Below are 19,146 nucleotides of genomic sequence, written 5' to 3' on the forward strand. Positions count from 1 at the left end.
ACGTCGCATCTTCGAGTGCCATGTCAGAGTGAACCACATAAGATGCACAACCGCTCTTAGGAGGCCTCGGTGCGGCAACCGCCCGCTCCCCGTCAGCTCGCGCCCACCGCGCGGACAGAGGGCAAGACCGTCACGCGTCGCCGGGGCAGAGAGCTCGAACAGGCCATCCTCCGCGCGGCGCTCGATGAACTCACCGAGACGGGATACGTAGGTCTCACCGTCGAAGCCGTCGCGGCCCGAGCCCGCACCAGCAGGCCGGTACTCCACCGCCGCTGGCCCACCCGCGCCGAACTCGTCATCGCCGCCCTGAGCGATTCCCACCTCCGCGCCGATGACCTGCCCGACAACGGGTCCCTCCGCTCCGATCTCATCGCCCTGCTCCAGCGGTTCGCCCGCAGGTTCGTCGACGTCGGCGCGGAAGTGTTCTGGGGCCTCATGTCCGAGACCGCCCGCGACCCGAGACTCTCCGCCCTCGTCCGCACGCAGTTCGCCAGAACCCTGCGCCAGGAGGAACTGACGACCGCACTGCTCGACCGCGCTGTCGCCCGAGGGGAGATCGGCCCCGACCGTCCGGCCTCCCGTGTGCTCAGGCTCCCCCTGGACCTGCTCCGCCACGATGTCCTGATCCACGGCGAGGTGAGCGACGAGACGATCATCAGCATCGTGGACGAGGTACTTCTCCCTCTCCTGCTGCCCGGCACCCAATCGCCCTGACCGCGGCAAGCCGATCGGGCATCGGCGGTCGAGGAGGTCTCCACCAGGGCCGAGCCGTCGACCGGAAGGCGCGCCGGTACTCCACCGACACCACGATCAGGCCCAGCTCAAGCGCCCATTCCAGGGCCAGGTCGCTCCGCCCGCCCGCACGCAGGTCCTCGTCCGACGGCATGGCCAGGACAGTGCGTCGATCGCGGAGGCTATAACCGATGGACGTGACCGGCCCGACGGTCCTAACCTCGGCCGGTCCACACGTTGATGCTTCCGAAGAGGTGCGTTTGATGACGGTCCAGGCAGGCGCGACCGAGTTCCACCGGCCGCCCACAGCAGCCATCGCGACCATCGCAAGCACCTTGGACCGAAGGAATCCCAGAAGTGGATCTTCCACGTAGCTTCACCATCCGCGAGAGCGGACATCGCATCCACAACCCGTTCACCAGCGAGAAGCTGGCCACCCTGGGCGAGGCGCTCAGCCCACCGCCGGGGACCCGCATGCTCGATCTCGCCTGCGGCACGGGCGAAATGCTGTGCACTTGGGCACGCGACCACCAACTGACCGGCACCGGCGTGGACATCAGCACCGTGTTCCTCGCAGGCGCCCGCGCCCGAGCCGTCGAGCTGAGTGTGGCCGACCGGGTCGACTTCACCCACGCAGACGCGTCGGGCCACGTCGCCGACGAACCGGTCGGCATCGCCGCGTGCATCGGCGCCACCTGGATCGGCGGTGGCGCGGCCGGCACGGTCGAACTCCTCCGGCGCAGCCTCGCCCCCGGCGGCACCATCCTGATCGGCGAGCCGTACTGGCGCATCGACCCCCCGGACCAGACCACCGTCGAGGCCTGCCACGCCTCCGCCAAGGAGGACTTCCTCCCTCTGCCGGAGCTGCTCGAACAGTTCGGCGAACTCGGCTGCGACGTGGTCGAGATGGTCCTCGCCGACCAGGACAGCTGGGACCGCTATGCGGCCGCCCAGTGGCTCAACATCCGCCGCTGGCTGGACGCGAACCCCGACGACGGACTGGCCCCCGAAATGCGCGCGGAACTCACCACCGGCCCCGCCCGCCACACCCGCTACCAGCGCGAGTACCTGGGCTGGGGTGTCTTCGCCCTGATGAACCACTGACGCACCTTCAGTGAGCCCCGGCACCACGGTGCCGGGGCTCACTGCCTAGAGCCGGGCCCACCGCCTAGAGCCGGGCCCACGGCCGAGACCGGGCTCACGGCCTAGACGAGCGAGTCCGCGACGCGGAGCCGTGCATCGCGTGCTTCCTTGGTGGCTTTCACCAGTTCCGCACTCTGCTTGATGAGCCGCTGCTGGTAGGCGGATTCCACCGTGAACGAGACCCCCACCAGGTTGGTACGCGTCTTGCAGTCGAGGTCGACACGGGCGGTCCTGATGGCATCGGCGCCGGTGCCGTCACCGAGCTTCGGGTCGGAGAGCGGCGCGAGGGGGTTCGCGTAGTGGTAGCCCTGCTCTGCCATGCAGTCCGACCAGGCCTTGACGACCTTGCGCACCCGGGAGTCCTCCTGGGCCTGCTTGAAAGAGGTGAAAGCGAGCTGTTGGGTCAGAGTGAAGTCGGCGCCCTTGGGCGAGTGCGCGTCGAGTCCGCGACTGGCCTCGCCGAGGCATCCGCCCTCGGGCACGGCCCTGCCGTCGAGGCTGGAGGCGCCCTCCCCGTAGAGGACGGTCTGCTCGTCCGCTCCGAGTTCGGGAGTCGCCGGGTGAGCTTCGGCATCGGTAGCCAGGCCGTATCCCTTTTTTGCCGCGAGGCTTGAATCCGTAATTCCGTATCTGCGACTGTTGGAATCCGTGGATCCCTCGACGGCCGGCACATCGACCTTGTAGGAAAACGCGAAGCGCTGCATGCACCGGTTGACAAGAACGAGCCGCGCACGGTCGAACTCGCGCACTTGTCCGGCCGTGGGAAGATAGGATTCCAGCGGAAGCCGAAGATCCTTGGTCGAGAGCGTTGTGAGAGGCTTTCCGATGTCCGGCTCCGAGCTTTCCGTTCCGCTGGCGGCGGAAACACAGCCGCTGATCGCGAGAAGGGCGGAAAATACACCTGCCAGGCTCAGTGCGGGACGCAGGAAAAAGCGGCGTTCGTGCGTAGGCATCGTGAACTCCGACACGCTTCGGTAGAATTCCATGGAGCGCTGCTCTGCCCAACTGCAATGGGCAGAGCAGCGTTCACCGTGGACTATCAGTTGGCGTCGTAGTAGTACGCCGAGGAAATCTTGTTCTTGAATGTCGTCGACGCGTTGCCGACGTAGCCCGGGTCGAGCCACCCTTCCGAGCCACCCGCCGAGGCGTTGGTGTACACGTACCAGGTGAGCGAGTCGCGGTTCCGGTACGACTCGGTGTTGTCGTTGGCCGAGATGCTGGTGCCCGGGAACACGTCACCGCTGAAGTTCGTGTCCGAGACGAACAGGTCAAAGACCGTGCCGCTCGATCCGGTGACGTAGTACAGGCCGAACTCGCCGACCTCCACCACGCCGTTCTTGCCGGTGGCGGCGGATGCCGATCCGGCGGTGGCGATGCCCGCGGTGCCCAGGGCGGCCACGGCCACACCGGTCACCACGAGCCGCCGCAGCTGCTGTCTGGTTCCACTACGCATGATTCTCCAGAAGCCTGTTGGAATATCTGACGCGGTCCGGTCAGGAAGACCGGACACTGGTCATCTCATCAGGCGGCGGAGCGGGTTGCCATTGTCCTTCGGGACAGTTCTTTGCGTGAAATGCCCCGGATACCATGCAGGCCTGCAGACGCGAGTCGACCGAAAGCTTCTGTACGATGCTGGCCACGTGCGCCTTGGCAGTGCGCTCGGTGATGTGCAGAGCCCTGGAGAGTTCACGATTGGACAACCCGCCGGAGAGCAGATGGAATACGTCCATTTCGCGGTTGCTCAGTAAAACGACTCTTGGTAATGCGGCGTTGAGGCTGGTGGCGAGTCTGATTTCTGGATGAGCACTGATCAATTCACAGGTCTGGCAACGATCGATCTTGTTCGTGAAGCCACGCCCCCCTGTAGCGCGATCCCCGGAATGATGTTGCTTTGCCTCTTGGGCATCTCTGTGATACTGCGTCACTCAATCGACTGTACTCCCGGAGCACAGAGTTCCGGGACCTAATTGTTTCCTGTGCATGAAGTCAGCCAATACCGCCGTGTGCCGGCAGCGTGACGACGACGACCAGGCCACCTCCCGCACCGGACACCGCGGTCGCGTCCCCACCGTGCATGCGGGCCACGGAACGGACGATCGAAAGGCCGAGACCGGTGCCATGGGCGGAGCCCACGCGGTCGGTGAGACGGCGGAAGGGTTCGAAGAGCCCGGGGACCTCGTAGTCGGCGATACCGGGACCGGTGTTCTCCACGGTGAGCAGCGCCTGTCCGTTCTCGCACGTCACCGCGGCACGCACCCAGCCGTCCGCCGTGTTGTACCGGACCGCGTTCTGCAGCAGGTTCTGCGCGGCCCGTTCCAGGAGCACGGGGTCGCCCTTGACCTTTGCCGACCCGGCCAGCACCGTCAGGGTGACCTCGGCCCGCTCGGCCTCCGGTCCGATGGTGTCGGCGGCGCGCTTCACCACGTCGGCGAGGTCGAAGGGGACCGGATCGACGACGGCGTGCTGGGAGCGAGCCAGAGTGAGCAGACCGTCGATCATCCGTTCGTGGCGAGCGTTGACCTCCAGCAGGGTCTCACCGAGTCTGGCCACCTCGGGCGGGGAACCGGGCCGCCCCATGGCGACCTCGATCAGCGTCCGGTTGATCACCAGCGGGGTCTTCAGCTCGTGGGAGGCGTTGGCGACGAAGCGCCGCTGCCCGTCGAAGGCGGAGTCGAGCCGGGACAGCATGTCGTCGAAGGTGTCGGCGAGTTCCCGGAGTTCGTCCTTGGGGCCTGTCAGCCCGATCCGCTCGTGCAGACTGCGGTCCGCGACCCGCCTCGCCGTGGAGGTGATCTGGCTGATCGGGCGGAGCACTCGGCCGGAAACGACCCACCCAATGCCCAGCCCGCCCCCCGCGAGGGCCGCCAGAGCCTGACCGCCGTTGCTGAGCAGGGGGTTGAGCGTGCGTTCCCTGAAATCGCCGCGCAGTTGCTCGGTCGCCGCCGCCACCTGCGGCTTGACCGCTGTCTCGAACTCCTCGGACGTCTGCCCCGATGCAGGGGAGTAGAGCGAGCGGACATCGATGCTCTGCCGGTCGATGATCCTGTCGAGCAGCAGATAGATCACGACCAGCAGAGTGGCACCGGTCAGGATGACCAGCCCGCCGTACAAGAGGGTCAGCCGGACGCGGATGGTCCAGTGGCGGGGGTTCACAGCACGCGGGTTCACAGCACGGGAGTTCACGGTATGCGGTATCCGATTCCAGGGACGGTTTCCACCACGGGCGGATCACCGAGCTTGCGGCGCAGCGTCATGACGGCCACCCGCACCACGTTGGTGAACGGGTCGATGTTCTCGTCCCAGGCCCGCTCCAGAAGCTGTTCCGTACTGACGACCGTTCCTCCGGCGCGCAGCAGCTCCTCCAGTACGGCGAACTCCTTCTTCGACAGCGATACGTAGTGGCCGTCACGGAAGACCTCCCGGCGGCCGGGATCGAGTGAGATCCCCGTGCGTGCGAGCACCGGCGGCGAGGCGGGACGGGCCCGGCGGCCCAACGCCCTTACCCGGGCGACGAGTTCGGCGAAGGCGAACGGCTTGACGAGATAGTCGTCCGCGCCGAGGGACAGCCCGGAGACCCGGTCGGCGATCTCACCGGAGACCGTCAGCATCAGGATCCGGGTGTCCCAGCCCGCCGCGACAACCTGACGGCAGACCTCGTCGCCGTGCACGCGTGGCAGGTCCCGGTCCAGGACGAGGACGTCGTACTCGTTGACACCCATCCGTTCCAGGGCGGCGGCGCCGTCATAGGCGATATCCACCGCCAGGGCCTCCTGGCGCAGACCCTCGGCAATGGCGTCGGCCAGCAGCACCTCATCCTCGACGACGAGTACGCGCACAGTCCCCCCGCTCCCGTGGACGGGCCAGGTCCCCGCTCCCGTGGACGGGTCATGCTGCCGGGCCCTGTGTAAGCCGCTCATAAGGATTTTCCCTCACAACTGGCTTACATGGCAGGCGCTGTGATGGCGGTCGGCAAACGGGAGGGAGCCGCAGATGACCAGAATCCGATTGACCATGTTGGCCGCAGTACCGCTGACCGCGCTGGTTTTCGGCATCACCGGCTGTGGCGGCGGCGGTGACGATCCGGGCGTGGCGACCGCCCAGTCCGCCGGGAGCGCGAGCCAGTCCGGCGGCGACGCGGCCCAGCAGGCCCAGAAGTACGCGAACTGCCTCAAGGACGCGGGCGTGACGATGACGCAGGGCGCCGACGGGACGCTAGAGGTGGACAAGGAAAAGACTCCGCAGACGACGATTCTCCAAGCGTCCGAGAAGTGCCGGAACCTCCAGCCCGAGGCTGCTGCCACCGACGTGCCGCAGGTGTCGCCCGAAGACCTCGAGAAGCGCCGGGAGTACGCGGCCTGCATCCGTGAGCACGGAGTGAAGGACTACCCCGACCCCGATCCCCGGACCGGGGAGTCGGTCCTCGACGACGAACTGGCGCGACAGCTCAAGACGGACGCCACGTTCGAGTCGGCGCTCGCGGAATGCCGCAACGTCCTGCCCTCGCCCAGTTCGAGCGGGGTGCGCGGGGGATGAGCACGCGCTCGGTCCGGCGCCGCCGGGGCACGATCCTGACCGTGGTCCTGGTGGCAGCCGTCGCCGCCTCGGTCGCCGCAGCGGCCCTTGGCTTCGGCGGGTCGTCCCCGGCCGGTACGGACAAGGCGGCGGACACCCCCGGGAAGACAGCCACCATCACCCGCCGGACCCTCGTCGACGAGACCACCGTTGCGGGCAGACTCGGGTACGGGGCCGCCACGTCCGTGGAGTCCAGGGCGACGGGCACTCTGACCTGGCTGCCCGCCGTGGGAAAGACGATCGGCCGAGGCGGTGTGCTGCTGCGGGCGGACAACAAGCCGGTGGTTCTCCTGTACGGAGCCCTGCCCATGTACCGCACTCTCACGGCGGCCGTCCCGGCTCCTCCGCCGACTCCACCGGAGCCGGAGACCGGCTCGGGCACCGAGGGCACCGGCACGGCACCCTCGGAGGCCACCCAGCCGGAACCGGCTGTCGGCACCCCGGCGACCAACGGCCCGGACGTCGAACAGTTCGAGCGGAATCTGCGGGAGCTCGGTTACGAAGGCTTCACCGTCGATCAGGAGTTCACCGACCTGACGGCGAAGGCGGTGAAACGCTGGCAGAAGGACCTCGGCCTGCCGCGGACCGGAAAGGTCGGCATCGACCAGGTCGTATACGCCGCCGGTCCGGTACGGATCGCCTCGCACTCCGCCAAGGTCGGGGCGTCCGCCACCGGGGAGATGCTGACCCGCACCGCCACGACCAAGGTGGTCACCGTCGACGTCCGCGCGGCCGACACCGCCTGGGCGGTCAAGGGGACGAAGGTGACGGTCGCCCTGCCGGGCGGGAAGACCGTTGCGGGGACGGTCTTCAGCGTGGGTACGGACGCCACCGCGGCTCAGGCCTCCGGCGAGGGCGGCCAGGGCGACGATCCGGCCACCGGCACGGACACCGCCACCGTGCCGGTCACCGTCACCGTCGCCCGTCAGTCGGCGCTCGGCAGCCTGGAAACGACGCCGGTCGACGTCCGCCACACCGTCGAGACCCGCAAGGACGTGCTGGCCGTTCCGGTCGCGGCGCTGCTCGCCCTGGCCGAGGGCGGCTACGGGCTGGAGACGGTGGCCGGCACACACACCGCCATCGTCGCCGTACGCACCGGCCTCTTCGCCGACGGCTGGGTCGAGGTGAGCGGATCCGGCATCAGCGCGGGGCAGCGCGTGGGGATACCCGGATGACCTCAACGAGCCCGGTGAGCCCGGTGAGCCCGCCGATCGGGACAAGGGTGGTCGAGCTGAAGGGCGTGTCCAAGTCCTATCCCGGCGGGGTCGTCGCACTGCGGGACGTCGACCTCGCCATCGAGTACGGCGAGCTGCTGGGCATCGTCGGCCCGTCCGGTTCCGGCAAGTCCACACTGCTGCACATCGTCGGCACGCTCGACCGACCCTCCGCCGGCACGGTCCGCATCGCCGGGCACGACATCGCCGGGCTTTCGGACCGCAAGGTGTCGGCACTGCGAGCCCGGCGCATCGGCTTCGTCTTCCAGCAGTTCCATCTCGCCGCCGGAGTGCCCGTACTGGACAACGTCGCCGACGGTCTGCTCTACGCGGGCGTACCGCTGCGCGAGCGCAGACGGGAGGCGGCCGAGGCGCTGGAACGCGTACGGCTCGACCACCGGCTCGACCACCTGCCGCACCAGCTCTCCGGCGGGGAGCGGCAGCGCGTGGCGATCGCCCGTGCGGTCGTCGGGTCACCGGCGCTGCTGCTCGCCGACGAGCCGACCGGCAACCTCGACTCGTCGGCCGGCGAGGCGGTGATGCAGGTACTGCGAGACCTGCACGCGGCCGGGACAACGGTCGTCGTCATCACCCATGACCGGGAGATCGCGGCGGAACTACCACGTCAAGTGCACGTCCGTGACGGCAGGGCGAAGGGCAGCAGGTCATGAGTGCGCGCACGGAAAGGCAGACGGAAACGGGTACGGACCCGCGTACGGAACTCGTCCCCGCGCGGCTGGGCGCCACCGATGTGGCCCGCGTCGGCGCGGCGGGACTGCGCGCCCGTCCGCTGCGGGCCGTGCTGTCCGCGCTCGGGATCGCCATCGGCATCGCCGCCATGCTGGCCGTCGTCGGTATCTCGACCTCCAGCCGGGCCGACCTGAACCGCACGCTGGACCGGCTCGGCACCAATCTCCTCACCGTCGAACCGGGCAGCACCATGTTCGGTGACGCCGCCCGACTCCCCGAGGAATCGGTCACGATGGTCGGCCGCATCGGCCCCGTGCACTCGGTCGCCGCCGTCGGCCGGGTCACGGCACACGTCTACCGCAACGACCACATTCCCGCCGGGCAGACCGGCAGTATCGAAGTGGTGGCGGTCCAGCCCGGCCTGCCGACGGCGGTCGGCAGCCACATGCGCACAGGGGTATGGCTCAACGAGGCGACCGCGCGCTATCCGGGGGTGGTGCTCGGGGCGGCGGCCGCACGACGGCTGGACATCCGTGAGCCCGGGACGCGGGTGTGGCTGGGGAACCAGTGGTTCGGCGTCACCGGGATCCTCGAACCGGTCCCGCTGGCGGACGAGTTGGACAGTTCCGCGATGGTCGGCTGGCCCGCCGCCCAGCAGTTCCTCTCCTTCGACGGCCACCCCACCGAGCTGTACGTGCGATCCGCCGAGCCTTCCGTCGAAGCCGTACGGACCGTGCTGGCGGCCACCGTCAACCCCGAGGCGCCGGCCGAGGTCCAGGTCTCCAGGCCGTCGGACGCGCTCGCCGCCCAGCGCGCCGCCGACTCCACACTCGGCGCGCTACTGCTCGGGCTCGGTGCGGTGGCGCTGCTGGTCGGCGGCATCGGGGTGGCCAACACCATGGTGATCTCCGTGCTGGAACGGCGCCCCGAGATAGGCCTGCGCCGCGCACTGGGCGCCACCCGCGGACAAATCCGGCTCCAGTTCCTTGCCGAGTCCCTCCTGCTGTCCGCGCTCGGCGGCGCCGGAGGCCTCCTCCTGGGCATCGGCGTGACCACGGCCTACGCGACCACGCAGGACTGGCCCACGGTCGTCCCCCTGTGGGCCATGTCCGGCGGCGCCGGAGCGACCCTGCTGATCGGCGCGATCGCAGGCCTCTACCCAGCCGTACGGGCGTCACGTCTGTCTCCGACCGAGGCGCTGGCCTAGCCCCCGCATTCCGCCCACAGCAGCTTCCCGCCCTTCGAAGCCCCCAGCTCCCGCAGCGCGGACACGCCCCACGCGTCCGCGCAGGCACGTACGAGGTGCAGGCCGCGCCCGCGTTCCGCGTCTTCCGGGGGTACGAGGGCGGGGGCGTCCTTCTCCGCAAAGCCCGGCGGGACGGTCGGATCGGTGTCCCAGACCGCGATACGAAGCCGGTCGGGCTCGGCGGCGAACAGGCGCAGGGCGTACGGACCCCGGGTGTGCAGGTGGGCGTTGGTGAGCAGCTCGGAGGCCAACAGTTCGGCGGTGAGGGTGAGTTCGGTGAGGTCGTGCGCGGTCAGGATGGTACGGAGGGTGGCTCGGGCGATGCCGGGGGCACGGGGATCGTGCGGGAGTTGAAGGGTGTAGGCCCAGGACGGGGATACGGTTGCCATCGGAAGTCTCCGATCACGGAGGGGAGTTGGGTGGTCGCTTAGTGACGGTGCCGCTCCGTCGAGCGGGGTTCTTCTGAGCAGAGGCGCCTGGGACCAAAGTAGCGGTGACGGATATATTCTTCATCCCGTTCCGGACGATAATTACTGCAACCACTCGTGTGAGTGACCAGACAGCACGGAGGAACGACGGCGATGCCCGTGAGGACCAACCCAACGGCACGTCAACTGCGCTTCGGTGCCGAACTGCGCAGACTGCGTGAGCGCACGCGACTGTCGTCAACGCAGGCCGCCCAGCTCCTGGGAATGAAGCAGGCCCAGGTCAGCAACATGGAGACCGGACGGCTCGGCGTGAGCGCGGAACGCGTACGCACCCTGGCCTGCCAGTACGAGTGCCCGGACAAGAACCTGGTGGAGGCCATCGCCGGGATGACCGGCGAGCGCAAGCGCGGCTGGTGGGAGGAGTACCGGAACATTCTGCCCGCGGGGTTGCTGGACCTGGCCGAATTGGAGCGCCATGGGCACGCGTTGCGCACCGCCCACACCTCAGGCATCCCTGGCCTGCTCCAGACGACGGATCACGCCCGCGAGGTCTTCCAGCAGGTCGTCCCGGAGCTACCACCCCCAGAGGTGGAGCACCGCACTTCGTTCCGCATCAAGCGGCAGGCGGTCCTCTTCCACGGGAAGCCGATGATCCCGTACCAGGCGATCATCCACGAGGCGGCCCTGCACATGAGGTTCGGCGGCCGTGAGATCGCCCGGCAGCAGCTCAAGCATTTGCTCAAGATGGGCGAGCATCCCAACATCTCGATCCTGGTCATCCCGTTCGACGCAGGCGGGTACCCCGGGTCGGGACAGCCCATCTACTACGTACACGGAGCCGTACCGCAGCTCGACACCGTCCAGCTCGATCAGTCGCACGGCATCGTCCTCCTGGACGCCGAGGCCCAACTCGACAAGTACCGCACGATCTTCGACCGTCTGACGGCCCTCAGCCTGATCGAAGTCGAGTCCCGAGCCCTCATCCACACCATCATCCAGACCCTCTGAAAGGTAGATGTGCTCACCACTCCCTGGCAGAAGTCCTCTTACTGCGGCGAAGGAGAGTCCTGCCTGCACGTCGCCGCAACCGAAGCCCGAATACATCTCACCGAATCCAGCGACCCCACCGAATCCATACTCACCGCCGCCCCCGCCACTTTCCGCACCCTCCTCCAGACCCTCAAGCACAAGGAACCGCCCCGTGGCTGACATCCCCCCGAACCTGGACTGGGTCCGCGCCGCCCCGGACGACGCGACCGGCCCCGGCCCCTGGATCGAACTCGCCTTCGGCGACAACGACCTGGTCTACATCCGGGAAACCAGCGACCCGGAGAACGTCGTCACGACCACCCAGAAGAAGTGGGACGCGTTCGTACTGGGCGTACAGGCAGGCGAGTTCGACCACTTCGTAGAGGGGCTGGAGGCGGAAGACGCCTAAGGGTTGTCCAGTGCTCCGCAGTGGCAGGTGACTGGGGCGGGGGCGAGGAGGTGGTGGACGTAGGCGGGGGGCAGGTTGGAGAGGACGATCTCGCTGCCTACCACGTGGGGGGCTATCGCCTCGCGCAGTACGTGGCGGGAGAGGGCCTGGCGGGGGTTGAGGTGTTGGATGGCGCGGCCTCCGAGGTAGGTGAAGAAGGAGAGGCGGCCTCCGGGTCGGAGTGAGGACAGGAGTTGGCCGAGGACGGCTTCGATCTGTGGGGGTGGGAAGTTGGCGAAGGGGAGTCCGCAGACGATGTTGTCGTAGTGGCCGAGTTTCTGGTCCTGGATGAGGCCGTGGTGCAGGCGGGTGCGGTGGGCGATGGCGGCCAGTCGCAGGTCGTGCTGGAGGGCTGTGGTGAGGTGGTCGACGAACGGGCCGTTGGCCTCGATGAGTTCGAGTGTGTCGTGGGGTCCCAGGCGGGGGGCGAGGTGGCGGGTGACGGCTCCGGTTCCCGGTCCGACTTCCAGTACGGCACGCGGATGGTGTGGGGTGCCGGGGTGGATGTGGCGGGTGAGAGCACGGGAGAGGGCGGCTCCGCTGGGCGCGACGGATCCCGTCATTTTCGCGGTGCGGGAGAACTGCCGGAGAAAAGCCAGGGCTTCTGCGAGAGCGGCTGATGCGGTGGGGGTCATCACGGGGGGCACCTTCGCCTTGCTGATGAATCACGGTGGGTTGAAGCTGGTGAATGTCCGGCGGCAGTACGCCTGTGACGAAAGCCGAAAAAGAGCCGGGCCGGTCAATGGCGGAGGGGCCTGGTGCCCGCTGTCCGGCCGGAGACGGCCAAGGAACGGCATCGCGTCACCGGCGGAGCGCATCGCAGGAGGATTCACCGCGCTGCGTGCGGAATGGGCAACGGCCCTACGGGCAGCCCAGGTTGCTGAGCCCCGGGGCGGGGGCGGGGGCGCCGGCCGCTCGCCGCTGGAGCCGGGCGGCAGCGACTCCCGTCTTCGGGCCGCCCGCCCACCCGCGTTCGGCAAGAACTTCTACGTGCCCTCGTTCGGCGTGTGGAGGACGAACTACTCGCGCCGCCGGTCGCGACTGACGGTGGTCCGCAGGGCTCCGACGTCGTTGCCGTGAGCCCGCTCCGTACACAGGATGAGGTTGTCGAGGATCAGGTCGTGGAGGGTGGCGGCGAGGCGGGTCATGCCACCGCCGGATCGGGAAGGTGCAGGGCGGCAAGGGCCTGCGTCACGGCGGTGATGACCCGCGGGTCATAGGCGGCCTGATTCCCGTTGACGGTACGCAGGTTCAGCACGGGGATCGGGGCAGGGACGCTGAGGGCGCCGGTGGCGTGAAGGATCGCCTCCAGGTGGTCTTCCGCGCCGTGGGAGTGGTAGCCGGTGACCAGGCCGGTGACAGGCTTGCCGGCGAGGGGGGCGTCGTTGCGGGGACGGGAGAGCCAGTCGAGGGCGTTCTTCAGGGCGGCCGAGATGCTGGCGTTGTTGACCGGGCTCAGGACCAGCAGGCTGTCGGCGGAGGCGACCTGGGCCCGCAGGGCGGCCACGACGGGCAAGGCGGGGTCGGTGTCCAGGTCCTCGTTGTACAGGGGCAGTTGGTCCAGCCCGGTGTGCAGGACCACCTCGTGCCCGGTGAGCTCCTGGGCCAGGGCCGCGTGGGCGACCTGGGTGGTCACGGCCCCGGTGCGCAGACTCCCGGACAGGACCAGCGTGCGGTGACGGACAGGTGCTTGTGACATGACAGCAAACTCCATGAGAGGAAAGGAAGTACAAGGCCAGGGCACGGGGCAGACGCGGCGGCGGGGGGTCAGCGGGCGGGGTCGGCGATGGCGTTCAGGGTGTGCAGCGCCCGCACGGGCAGGTCGATCATGGCGGCGGCGATGTTCTGCGTGAGGTGGGCACGGGTCGAGGTGCCGGGGATCAGCAGCATCGTGGGAGAGCGGTGCAGCAGCCACGCCAGAGCGATCTGACGCGGTGTGGCACCGAGGTCGGCCGCGACCTGTTCCAGTGCCTCGGCCTGCAGCGGCCGGAACCCGCCCAACGGCCAGAACGGCACGAACGCGATGCCCTGCTCGGCGCACCGGTCCACGAGTTCGTCGTCCTGACGGAAGGCGACGTTGTAGTGGTTCTGTACGGCGACGACCGGCGCGATCTGCTGGGCGGCCTTGACCTGCTCGGCGCTGACGTTGCTGACCCCCAGGTTGCGGATCAGGCCCTGGTCGCGGAGCTCGGACAGCACTGTGAACGGCTCGACGATGTCGGCCGCCTCCAGGGTGTCGGTCATCCGCAGGTTCACCAGGTCCAGTGCCTCCAGACCCAGGTGGTCCAGGTTGTCGTGGACGGCCTGGACCAGCTCCGGCCGCGACAGCGCCGCGGGCCACCCTCGCTCCGCGGTGCGGCGCGCCCCGACCTTGGTGGCGATATGCAGACCCTCGGGATAGGGGTACAGGGCCTCACGAATCAGTCCGTTCACCAGGTACGGACCGTAGTAGTCGCTGGTGTCCAGATGCGTGACCCCCGCCTCCACCACGGCGCGCAGGACGGCCAGGGCTTCGACGCGGTCGCGCGGCGGCCCGTAGGCCATCGGCCCGGCCAGTTGGAGGGCGCCGTAGCCGACGCGGGAAACGGTCAGGGTCTCGGACAGGCGCAGGGTGCCTCCGGGATGTACGTCGCTCATCGCGAACTCCTTGCTGAGAACTCAGTCGGGGGAAGGTCCGGGGCGAGGTGTTCCCGCCATCGGCCGAGGCGCACGGGCCTCGGTGTCAACACTGCCGCCGCGATCACCGACCCAACAGTCGAGCAGGCCAAAAGCGTGCTGAACCTCCAAAGAAGTGGATGCGGGAGACTTATACTTCCGTCATGGATCAGACGGACCGGCGCATCGTGCAGTGCCTGCTACAGGACGGGCGCGCGTCTTTCCGCCGCATCGCACAGGTCGCGGGCGTCTCGGAGCAGACCGTGGCACGCCGCTACCGGGCCCTGATCGCCGAGGGCACGGTCCGCGTTCGCGGCTTGCCAGGACACGGCGGCTCCCGCGAGCAGACCTGGTTCGTACGGGTCGAGTGCCGCCCCGATGCCACCGACGCCCTCGCCGACGCCCTGGCCGCCCGCGAGGACACCTCCTACGTCAGCGTCACCTCCGGCGGCTCCGAAATCGTCTGCCAGACCCGCAGCGACCCCGCCCGGCCACACGGCTCCGTCCTGCAGAGCCTGCCCCGTACCGCCAAGGTCCTGGGCTTCCACGCCTACGCCGTCCTGCACATACATCTCGGCGCCGGCGCCAAATGGCGCGCCTTCGACGAACCCCTCACCCCCGCCGAACTCGCCGCCTTGCACCACCATGAGGACGCCACCGACCTGGACCCCGAGCGCAGCCCGCGCACCGGAACCCTGAACGAGACAGACGCCCCGTTGCTGGCTGAACTGGCCCGCGACGGGCGTACCAGCGTGGTGGAACTGGCACGCGCGACCGGCTGGTCCAAGGCCCGCGTCTCATCGCGCCTGGAGGAACTGCTCCACGGACGGGCCCTGCGCCTGGCCGTCGACCTCGCGTACGCCCAGTTCGGGTTCCACGCCACGGCCTACCTCTGGCTCACCGTCGCCCCCGGCCAGTTGACGACCACAGGAGAGGCGCTGTCCCGCCATCCCGAGACCACCTTCGCCGCCGCCGTCACCGGTTCGGCGAACCTCCTGGTCACCGTCACCTGCCGCAGCATGGACGACCTCTACGCCTACGTCACCGGCAAGGTCGGCGCCCTGCTGGCTGTCACCCAGGCCGACATCGTCCCGGTCCTGCACCGCGTCAAACAAGCAGGCACCCGCGTCCACCACGGCCGCCTCACCACGGCGTGACCCACCCACGGCGAATCAGCGCGGGCGGTGGAACCATGATCGCCACGGACATCGTCTCCGTCACCGCAACCAAAGGCTGAAGAACCGGAGACCAGAAATCCTAGGCTCAAGGACAACGCGCCGGACCCTGCTCACCACGGCCACCGCGACAACCGCACTCGCGCTCACAGGGAACCCGGCGCACGCAGCCCCCCGTACCCGGAACACCGCACACGCCAGCCTGCGGGAACTGGAAGAGCAACACGGAGCCAGGATCGGCGCGTTCGCCCACAACCTGGGGACAAAGGCGACCGTGCGGTACCGGGCGGAGGAGCTCTTCCCGATGTGTTCGGTGTTCAAGACGCTGGCGGTCGCGGCCGTGCTGCGGGACCTGGACCGGCACGGGGAGACGCTCGCCAAGCGCATCCACTACACGGCGGCGGACGTGGAGGCGGCCGGAGGCGGGGCAGTGACCGTCAAGCCGGAGAACATCGCCTCCGGCCTGACCATCGAGGAACTGTCCGACGCCGCGATCCGCTACAGCGACAACGCCGCCGCCAATCTCCTGCTCCACGAACTCGGCGGCCCCACGGCAGTGAGCCGCTTCAGCCGGTCGCTCGGGGACCCGAAGACCCGCCTGGACCGCTGGGAGCCGGCCCTGAACTCGGCGGAGCCGGGGCGGTTGGAGGACACGACCACTCCGGGTGCCATCGCCCACACGTACGCACGGCTCGTACTCGGCAACGCCCTGAACGACGAGGACCGCACCCGCCTGACGACCTGGCTCCTCGGCAACACGACCGGCGGCGAACGCCTGCGCAAGGGCCTCCCCCAGGGCTGGACAGTCGCCGACAAGACCGGCACGGGCCAGTACGGGACAGCCAACGACGTGGGAATCGCCTGGACCCCGGACGGCACCCCGATCGTCGTGGCCGTGCTGACCACCAAGCCCGACCCGGCCGCCACCGCGGACAACCCACTGGTCGCGAAGACAGCCACGGTCCTGGCAGATGCCGTGAGCTGACGCGGACCACCGGGACGGTATGGCCGCCCGTTGCTTGGGTGGTTGCCGTGGGGCTGCCCAAGCAACGGGCGGCCAAAACCCCGACATCACTCAGCCAACTCCGACTCCGCCCCCGAATCCGGCTCCGCCCCCGTATAAGCCGCCGTGGTCCGGTCCGCCGACGCCCGTGCCCCGGCCGACGCCGCCCCCGCCGCCACGCTCGCCTCGTACCAGCCCTCGCTGCTCAGCGTCACGAACCGCCGCCCCTCTTCGGACGCCGTCCAGGCCGCGAACTCCTGTGGGTCGACGGCGTTCCCGGACGCCAGGTGGAGGGTGAGGCCGGTGAGTCCCAGGTCCCAGCCGACACCGACCGCGCCGGGTCCGAACTCCGCCCAGCGTTCGTCGTCGACATGTGCGATGTGCTGAAGCTCGAAGCGGGTGCCGCCCTCTTCGGCGGGCGTCAGCCGGAGCTCGATCCAGCTGACCTCCCCGCCGTACTCCCAGGTCGCGTGGAAGCTCGACGGCGGTTCGCAGCGCTCGATCGTGCCGCCCGCGTTGCCCTCCAACTGGTACTTGCCGCCGAGGCGGAGGTCGCCGGAGACCGGCAGGAACCAGCGCGGGATGCGTTCGGCGTTGGTGCAGGCGTCCCAGACGTCCTCGACCGTCGTGTCGTACGTCCGGCTCACCGTGACCACACGCGCCTCGCCCGCCTCGAAATCACGGGTGCCGACCTGGCGCCGTACGGCATTGATCTGATGGGTGACGTCGATCATTGGGGTCCTCCTCGGATCCGGCTACTCACCATCGCCGGACTCTCTGAGCCGGCGCTCCCGCTTCCCTCGGGCCAACTCCGTGGCCAGGGCGTCCAGATGGGGCGTCCAGAAGCGGCGGAACTGCTCCAGCCATGCGTCGATGTCCCGCAACGGCTCCGAGTTCACCGCGTACAGCCGCCGGGTCCCCTCCGGCCGTACCGTCGCGAAGCCGTTCTCCCGCAGCACCTTCAGGTGCTGCGAGACCCCGGGCTGCGATATCCCGAACTCCACCGTGATGACCTCACACACCGCTCCGGAACTCATCTCACCGTCGGCGAGCAGCTCCAGGATGCGGCGGCGTACGGGGTCACCAAGGACGTCAAATGCATGCACAGCCGCACTATATCATCTCTCGCTTATATAAGTGGGAGATGATAGTCAGCGATCGGTGCTGTACCCATGCATCACTGGTGCGCCGCCGATGACTTTCCTGTGAGTCGAGTCAAGCCGCCGTCAGCTTCCGGCCATCGAGGCGCCATTGGGCGGTAAGCCGACAGCCTTGGTTCGGTAAGGCGGAAGTCAGGATTCCAGATGCCTCTTGTTGTCACGTACTCAACAAGGGATGGTCATCCGCGGGCCGATCAAGCCCACCGCCGGGGACACCGGACCGGCGGCGCACCGCACCCGCACCGCCCCTGTCAACCAGTCTCAGGAGGCTGTCCGTTGCTTACCGAATCCCCCAAAAGACCTGCGATACGTGGCAGATGGCGCCGCCTGGGTGCCGCGACCCTCGGCACCGCGGCCCTCGTCCTCGCAGGCTTCGGCACCGCTGCCCCCGCTGGTGCCGCCCAGGTGGTCGCGACCAAGTCCCCCTCCCCCGCGGTGACCTGGACCCGCGCCTGCGCCACACCCGCCAAGGGCCAGATGGCCTGTAAGGCCCTCCGCGTCACCGGCGGCACGACCGCGTTCCAGAAGGAGCAGCAGGCCCGGGCCCGCACGGACGCCGTCACCCCCGACGCCGCCGACGCGTCGACCCCCTCCGGCTACGGGCCCAGCGACCTCCAGGGCGCCTATGGCCTGACATCCGCCGCCGCCTCCAACGGCTCCGGCGAGACCATCGCGATCGTCGACGCGTACAACGACCCGAACGCCGAGGCGGACCTCGCCAAGTACCGTACGTACTACGGTCTCTCGGCCTGCACCACCGCCAACGGCTGCTTCAAGAAGGTCAGTCAGACGGGCTCCACGACCTCCCTCCCCACCAGTGACTCGGGCTGGTCCGAGGAGATCTCCCTCGACCTGGACATGGCCAGCGCCGTCTGCCCGAACTGCAGCATCCTGCTCGTCGAGGCCACCTCCGCCAGCATGGCCAACCTCGGCAAGTCGGTGAACGAGGCCGTCACCCTGGGCGCGAAGTACGTCTCCAACAGCTACGGCGGCTCCGAGTCCTCCTCCGACTCCACCTACGACACCTCGTACTTCAAGCACACGGGCGTCGCCATCACCGTCAGCGCGGGCGACTCCGGCTACGGCGCCGAGTACCCGGCGGCCTCCCAGTACGTGACCTCCGTCGGCGGCACCGCCCTCTCCGCGAGCTCCACCAGCCGCGGCTGGAGCGAGAGCGTGTGGGAGACCAGCAGCACCGAGGGCACCGGCTCCGGCTGCTCCTCGTACGACACCAAGCCGACCTGGCAGACCGACACGGGCTGCGCGAAGCGCACCATCGCCGACGTCTCGGCCGTCGCCGACCCGGCGACCGGCGTCTCGGTCTACGACTCCTACGGCGTCACCGCCGGCTGGTACACCTTCGGCGGCACCAGCGCCTCCGCCCCGATCATCGCGGGCGTCTACGCCCTCGCCGGCACCCCCTCCGCCGGCTCCTACCCGGCGAAGTTCCCGTACGCGGCGGCCGGCACCTCGGCCCTCAACGACGTGACCAGCGGCACCAACGGCAGCTGCGGCTCCAGCTACCTCTGCACCGCCAAGTCGGGCTACGACGGCCCGACCGGCTATGGCACCCCGGAGGGAGTCGCAGCCTTCACGGGCTGACCTCCGGGGCGACAGGGAGCCGCCGGCGGCAGAACGTGGGGACCACCGG

The 19,146-nt window shown here is 68.9% G+C and carries 24 protein-coding genes; 12 read left to right on the top strand and 12 right to left on the bottom strand.

Translation table 11 applies throughout. The annotated features are described in order from the left end of the window. The first annotated feature begins 69 nt into the window (after positions 1 to 69). Positions 70 to 714, top strand: coding sequence for a TetR-like C-terminal domain-containing protein (locus AB0N66_RS38680; protein ID WP_365444292.1), 645 nt, complete (start codon positions 70 to 72; stop codon positions 712 to 714). A 375-nt stretch (positions 715 to 1,089) separates the two neighbouring features. Then, complete coding sequence (locus AB0N66_RS38685; protein WP_365444295.1) at positions 1,090 to 1,836, top strand: methyltransferase domain-containing protein; 747 nt, start codon at positions 1,090 to 1,092, stop codon at positions 1,834 to 1,836. A gap of 101 nt (positions 1,837 to 1,937) precedes the next feature. Here the strand turns inward: AB0N66_RS38685 and AB0N66_RS38690 are convergent, their stop codons facing one another. The 5 genes from AB0N66_RS38690 to AB0N66_RS38710 form a co-directional block, all read right to left on the bottom strand. Then, positions 1,938 to 2,861 carry a hypothetical protein gene (locus AB0N66_RS38690; RefSeq protein WP_365444298.1) on the bottom strand — a complete coding sequence of 308 codons (924 nt, stop codon included), beginning with the start codon at positions 2,859 to 2,861 and terminating at the stop codon, positions 1,938 to 1,940. A gap of 53 nt (positions 2,862 to 2,914) precedes the next feature. Next, complete coding sequence (locus tag AB0N66_RS38695; RefSeq protein WP_365444301.1) at positions 2,915 to 3,328, bottom strand: peptidase inhibitor family I36 protein; 414 nt, start codon at positions 3,326 to 3,328, stop codon at positions 2,915 to 2,917. Between the two features lie 40 nt (positions 3,329 to 3,368). Then, positions 3,369 to 3,800: a LuxR C-terminal-related transcriptional regulator gene (locus AB0N66_RS38700; RefSeq protein ID WP_365444303.1), complete on the bottom strand. Its 432-nt coding sequence runs from the start codon at positions 3,798 to 3,800 to the stop codon at positions 3,369 to 3,371. A gap of 61 nt (positions 3,801 to 3,861) precedes the next feature. Then, entirely contained in the window at positions 3,862 to 5,043 is a 1,182-nt protein-coding gene (locus AB0N66_RS38705) for an ATP-binding protein (RefSeq protein ID WP_365444306.1), read from the bottom strand. Between the two features lie 11 nt (positions 5,044 to 5,054). Then, entirely contained in the window at positions 5,055 to 5,711 is a 657-nt protein-coding gene (locus AB0N66_RS38710; RefSeq protein WP_365444309.1) for a response regulator transcription factor, read from the bottom strand. Positions 5,712 to 5,865: 154 nt separating this feature from the next. Between AB0N66_RS38710 and AB0N66_RS38715 the strand changes: the two genes are divergently transcribed. Genes AB0N66_RS38715 through AB0N66_RS38730 form a run of 4 tightly spaced genes read left to right on the top strand, consistent with a single transcriptional unit; the run spans position 5,866 to position 9,558 of the window. Beyond that, complete coding sequence (locus AB0N66_RS38715; protein WP_365444312.1) at positions 5,866 to 6,408, top strand: hypothetical protein; 543 nt, start codon at positions 5,866 to 5,868, stop codon at positions 6,406 to 6,408. Next, a complete protein-coding gene (locus AB0N66_RS38720) occupies positions 6,405 to 7,622 on the top strand; it encodes a peptidoglycan-binding domain-containing protein (protein WP_365444315.1) in 1,218 nt (405 codons plus the stop codon). Before AB0N66_RS38715 ends, AB0N66_RS38720 begins: the two co-directional genes overlap by 4 nt. Beyond that, positions 7,619 to 8,332, top strand: a complete 714-nt coding sequence (locus tag AB0N66_RS38725; protein WP_365444318.1) for an ABC transporter ATP-binding protein — start codon at positions 7,619 to 7,621, stop codon at positions 8,330 to 8,332. Before AB0N66_RS38720 ends, AB0N66_RS38725 begins: the two co-directional genes overlap by 4 nt. Further along, positions 8,329 to 9,558 carry an ABC transporter permease gene (locus tag AB0N66_RS38730; protein WP_365444321.1) on the top strand — a complete coding sequence of 410 codons (1,230 nt, stop codon included), beginning with the start codon at positions 8,329 to 8,331 and terminating at the stop codon, positions 9,556 to 9,558. Before AB0N66_RS38725 ends, AB0N66_RS38730 begins: the two co-directional genes overlap by 4 nt. On the opposite strand, the gene AB0N66_RS38735 is transcribed toward AB0N66_RS38730, so the two are convergent. Beyond that, complete coding sequence (locus AB0N66_RS38735) at positions 9,555 to 9,986, bottom strand: ATP-binding protein (protein ID WP_365444324.1); 432 nt, start codon at positions 9,984 to 9,986, stop codon at positions 9,555 to 9,557. The two genes, AB0N66_RS38730 and AB0N66_RS38735, sit on opposite strands and share 4 nt — an antisense overlap. A 192-nt stretch (positions 9,987 to 10,178) precedes the next feature. Between AB0N66_RS38735 and AB0N66_RS38740 the strand changes: the two genes are divergently transcribed. The 3 genes from AB0N66_RS38740 to AB0N66_RS38750 are packed head-to-tail and all read left to right on the top strand — an operon-like array spanning position 10,179 to position 11,463. After that, on the top strand, positions 10,179 to 11,033 hold the full coding sequence (locus AB0N66_RS38740; RefSeq protein WP_365444327.1) for a DUF5753 domain-containing protein: 855 nt from the start codon (positions 10,179 to 10,181) through the stop codon (positions 11,031 to 11,033). A gap of 9 nt (positions 11,034 to 11,042) precedes the next feature. Further along, positions 11,043 to 11,234: a DUF397 domain-containing protein gene (locus AB0N66_RS38745; protein WP_365444330.1), complete on the top strand. Its 192-nt coding sequence runs from the start codon at positions 11,043 to 11,045 to the stop codon at positions 11,232 to 11,234. Further along, positions 11,227 to 11,463 (top strand): DUF397 domain-containing protein, encoded by a 237-nt coding sequence (locus AB0N66_RS38750; protein WP_365444333.1) that lies wholly within the window; start codon positions 11,227 to 11,229, stop codon positions 11,461 to 11,463. The genes AB0N66_RS38745 and AB0N66_RS38750 overlap by 8 nt, the downstream gene beginning before the upstream one ends. Here AB0N66_RS38750 and AB0N66_RS38755 read toward each other — a convergent pair. The 4 genes from AB0N66_RS38755 to AB0N66_RS38770 form a co-directional block, all read right to left on the bottom strand. Further along, positions 11,460 to 12,137 carry a methyltransferase gene (locus tag AB0N66_RS38755; RefSeq protein ID WP_365444335.1) on the bottom strand — a complete coding sequence of 226 codons (678 nt, stop codon included), beginning with the start codon at positions 12,135 to 12,137 and terminating at the stop codon, positions 11,460 to 11,462. The two genes, AB0N66_RS38750 and AB0N66_RS38755, sit on opposite strands and share 4 nt — an antisense overlap. Before the next feature lie 384 nt (positions 12,138 to 12,521). Next, the gene (locus tag AB0N66_RS38760; RefSeq protein WP_365444338.1) at positions 12,522 to 12,650 is read right to left on the bottom strand and encodes a hypothetical protein; all 129 of its coding nucleotides are present in this window, start codon (positions 12,648 to 12,650) and stop codon (positions 12,522 to 12,524) included. Then, complete coding sequence (locus tag AB0N66_RS38765) at positions 12,647 to 13,201, bottom strand: NADPH-dependent FMN reductase (RefSeq protein ID WP_365444341.1); 555 nt, start codon at positions 13,199 to 13,201, stop codon at positions 12,647 to 12,649. The genes AB0N66_RS38760 and AB0N66_RS38765 overlap by 4 nt, the downstream gene beginning before the upstream one ends. A gap of 68 nt (positions 13,202 to 13,269) precedes the next feature. Then, positions 13,270 to 14,139, bottom strand: a complete 870-nt coding sequence (locus AB0N66_RS38770) for an oxidoreductase (RefSeq protein ID WP_365444344.1) — start codon at positions 14,137 to 14,139, stop codon at positions 13,270 to 13,272. Between the two features lie 182 nt (positions 14,140 to 14,321). On the opposite strand from AB0N66_RS38770, the gene AB0N66_RS38775 reads away from it, so the two are divergent. Together AB0N66_RS38775 and bla are read left to right on the top strand one after the other, a co-directional pair. Further along, positions 14,322 to 15,314, top strand: coding sequence for an AsnC family transcriptional regulator (locus AB0N66_RS38775; RefSeq protein ID WP_365444347.1), 993 nt, complete (start codon positions 14,322 to 14,324; stop codon positions 15,312 to 15,314). Positions 15,315 to 15,543: 229 nt separating this feature from the next. Further along, positions 15,544 to 16,317 carry a class A beta-lactamase gene (bla, locus tag AB0N66_RS38780; protein WP_365444393.1) on the top strand — a complete coding sequence of 258 codons (774 nt, stop codon included), beginning with the start codon at positions 15,544 to 15,546 and terminating at the stop codon, positions 16,315 to 16,317. 86 nt (positions 16,318 to 16,403) lie between these two features. Here bla and AB0N66_RS38785 read toward each other — a convergent pair whose 3' ends face one another. After that, positions 16,404 to 17,069, bottom strand: coding sequence for an SRPBCC family protein (locus AB0N66_RS38785; protein ID WP_365444350.1), 666 nt, complete (start codon positions 17,067 to 17,069; stop codon positions 16,404 to 16,406). A 21-nt stretch (positions 17,070 to 17,090) separates the two neighbouring features. Further along, entirely contained in the window at positions 17,091 to 17,441 is a 351-nt protein-coding gene (locus AB0N66_RS38790; RefSeq protein WP_365444353.1) for a metalloregulator ArsR/SmtB family transcription factor, read from the bottom strand. 330 nt (positions 17,442 to 17,771) lie between these two features. On the opposite strand from AB0N66_RS38790, the gene AB0N66_RS38795 reads away from it, so the two are divergent. Continuing rightward, positions 17,772 to 19,097, top strand: coding sequence for a S53 family peptidase (locus AB0N66_RS38795; RefSeq protein WP_365444356.1), 1,326 nt, complete (start codon positions 17,772 to 17,774; stop codon positions 19,095 to 19,097). Positions 19,098 to 19,146: the final 49 nt, after the last annotated feature.

Source organism: Streptomyces sp. NPDC093544, assembly GCF_040683495.1.
GTDB lineage: Bacteria > Actinomycetota > Actinomycetes > Streptomycetales > Streptomycetaceae > Streptomyces.

Excerpts from the sequence above, each read along its gene's own strand:
- AB0N66_RS38765 (WP_365444341.1), bottom strand. The coding sequence starts at position 13,201 with ATGTCACAAGCACCTGTCCGTCACCGCACGCTGGTCCTGTCCGGGAGT.
- AB0N66_RS38755 (WP_365444335.1), bottom strand. The coding sequence starts at position 12,137 with ATGACCCCCACCGCATCAGCCGCTCTCGCAGAAGCCCTGGCTTTTCTC.
- AB0N66_RS38690 (WP_365444298.1), bottom strand. The coding sequence starts at position 2,861 with ATGGAATTCTACCGAAGCGTGTCGGAGTTCACGATGCCTACGCACGAA.
- AB0N66_RS38715 (WP_365444312.1), top strand. The coding sequence starts at position 5,866 with ATGACCAGAATCCGATTGACCATGTTGGCCGCAGTACCGCTGACCGCG.
- AB0N66_RS38725 (WP_365444318.1), top strand. The coding sequence starts at position 7,619 with ATGACCTCAACGAGCCCGGTGAGCCCGGTGAGCCCGCCGATCGGGACA.
- AB0N66_RS38775 (WP_365444347.1), top strand. The coding sequence starts at position 14,322 with ATGGATCAGACGGACCGGCGCATCGTGCAGTGCCTGCTACAGGACGGG.
- AB0N66_RS38735 (WP_365444324.1), bottom strand. The coding sequence starts at position 9,986 with ATGGCAACCGTATCCCCGTCCTGGGCCTACACCCTTCAACTCCCGCAC.
- AB0N66_RS38785 (WP_365444350.1), bottom strand. The coding sequence starts at position 17,069 with ATGATCGACGTCACCCATCAGATCAATGCCGTACGGCGCCAGGTCGGC.
- AB0N66_RS38770 (WP_365444344.1), bottom strand. The coding sequence starts at position 14,139 with ATGAGCGACGTACATCCCGGAGGCACCCTGCGCCTGTCCGAGACCCTG.
- AB0N66_RS38740 (WP_365444327.1), top strand. The coding sequence starts at position 10,179 with ATGCCCGTGAGGACCAACCCAACGGCACGTCAACTGCGCTTCGGTGCC.
- AB0N66_RS38720 (WP_365444315.1), top strand. The coding sequence starts at position 6,405 with ATGAGCACGCGCTCGGTCCGGCGCCGCCGGGGCACGATCCTGACCGTG.
- AB0N66_RS38760 (WP_365444338.1), bottom strand. The coding sequence starts at position 12,650 with ATGACCCGCCTCGCCGCCACCCTCCACGACCTGATCCTCGACAACCTC.
- AB0N66_RS38730 (WP_365444321.1), top strand. The coding sequence starts at position 8,329 with ATGAGTGCGCGCACGGAAAGGCAGACGGAAACGGGTACGGACCCGCGT.
- AB0N66_RS38695 (WP_365444301.1), bottom strand. The coding sequence starts at position 3,328 with ATGCGTAGTGGAACCAGACAGCAGCTGCGGCGGCTCGTGGTGACCGGT.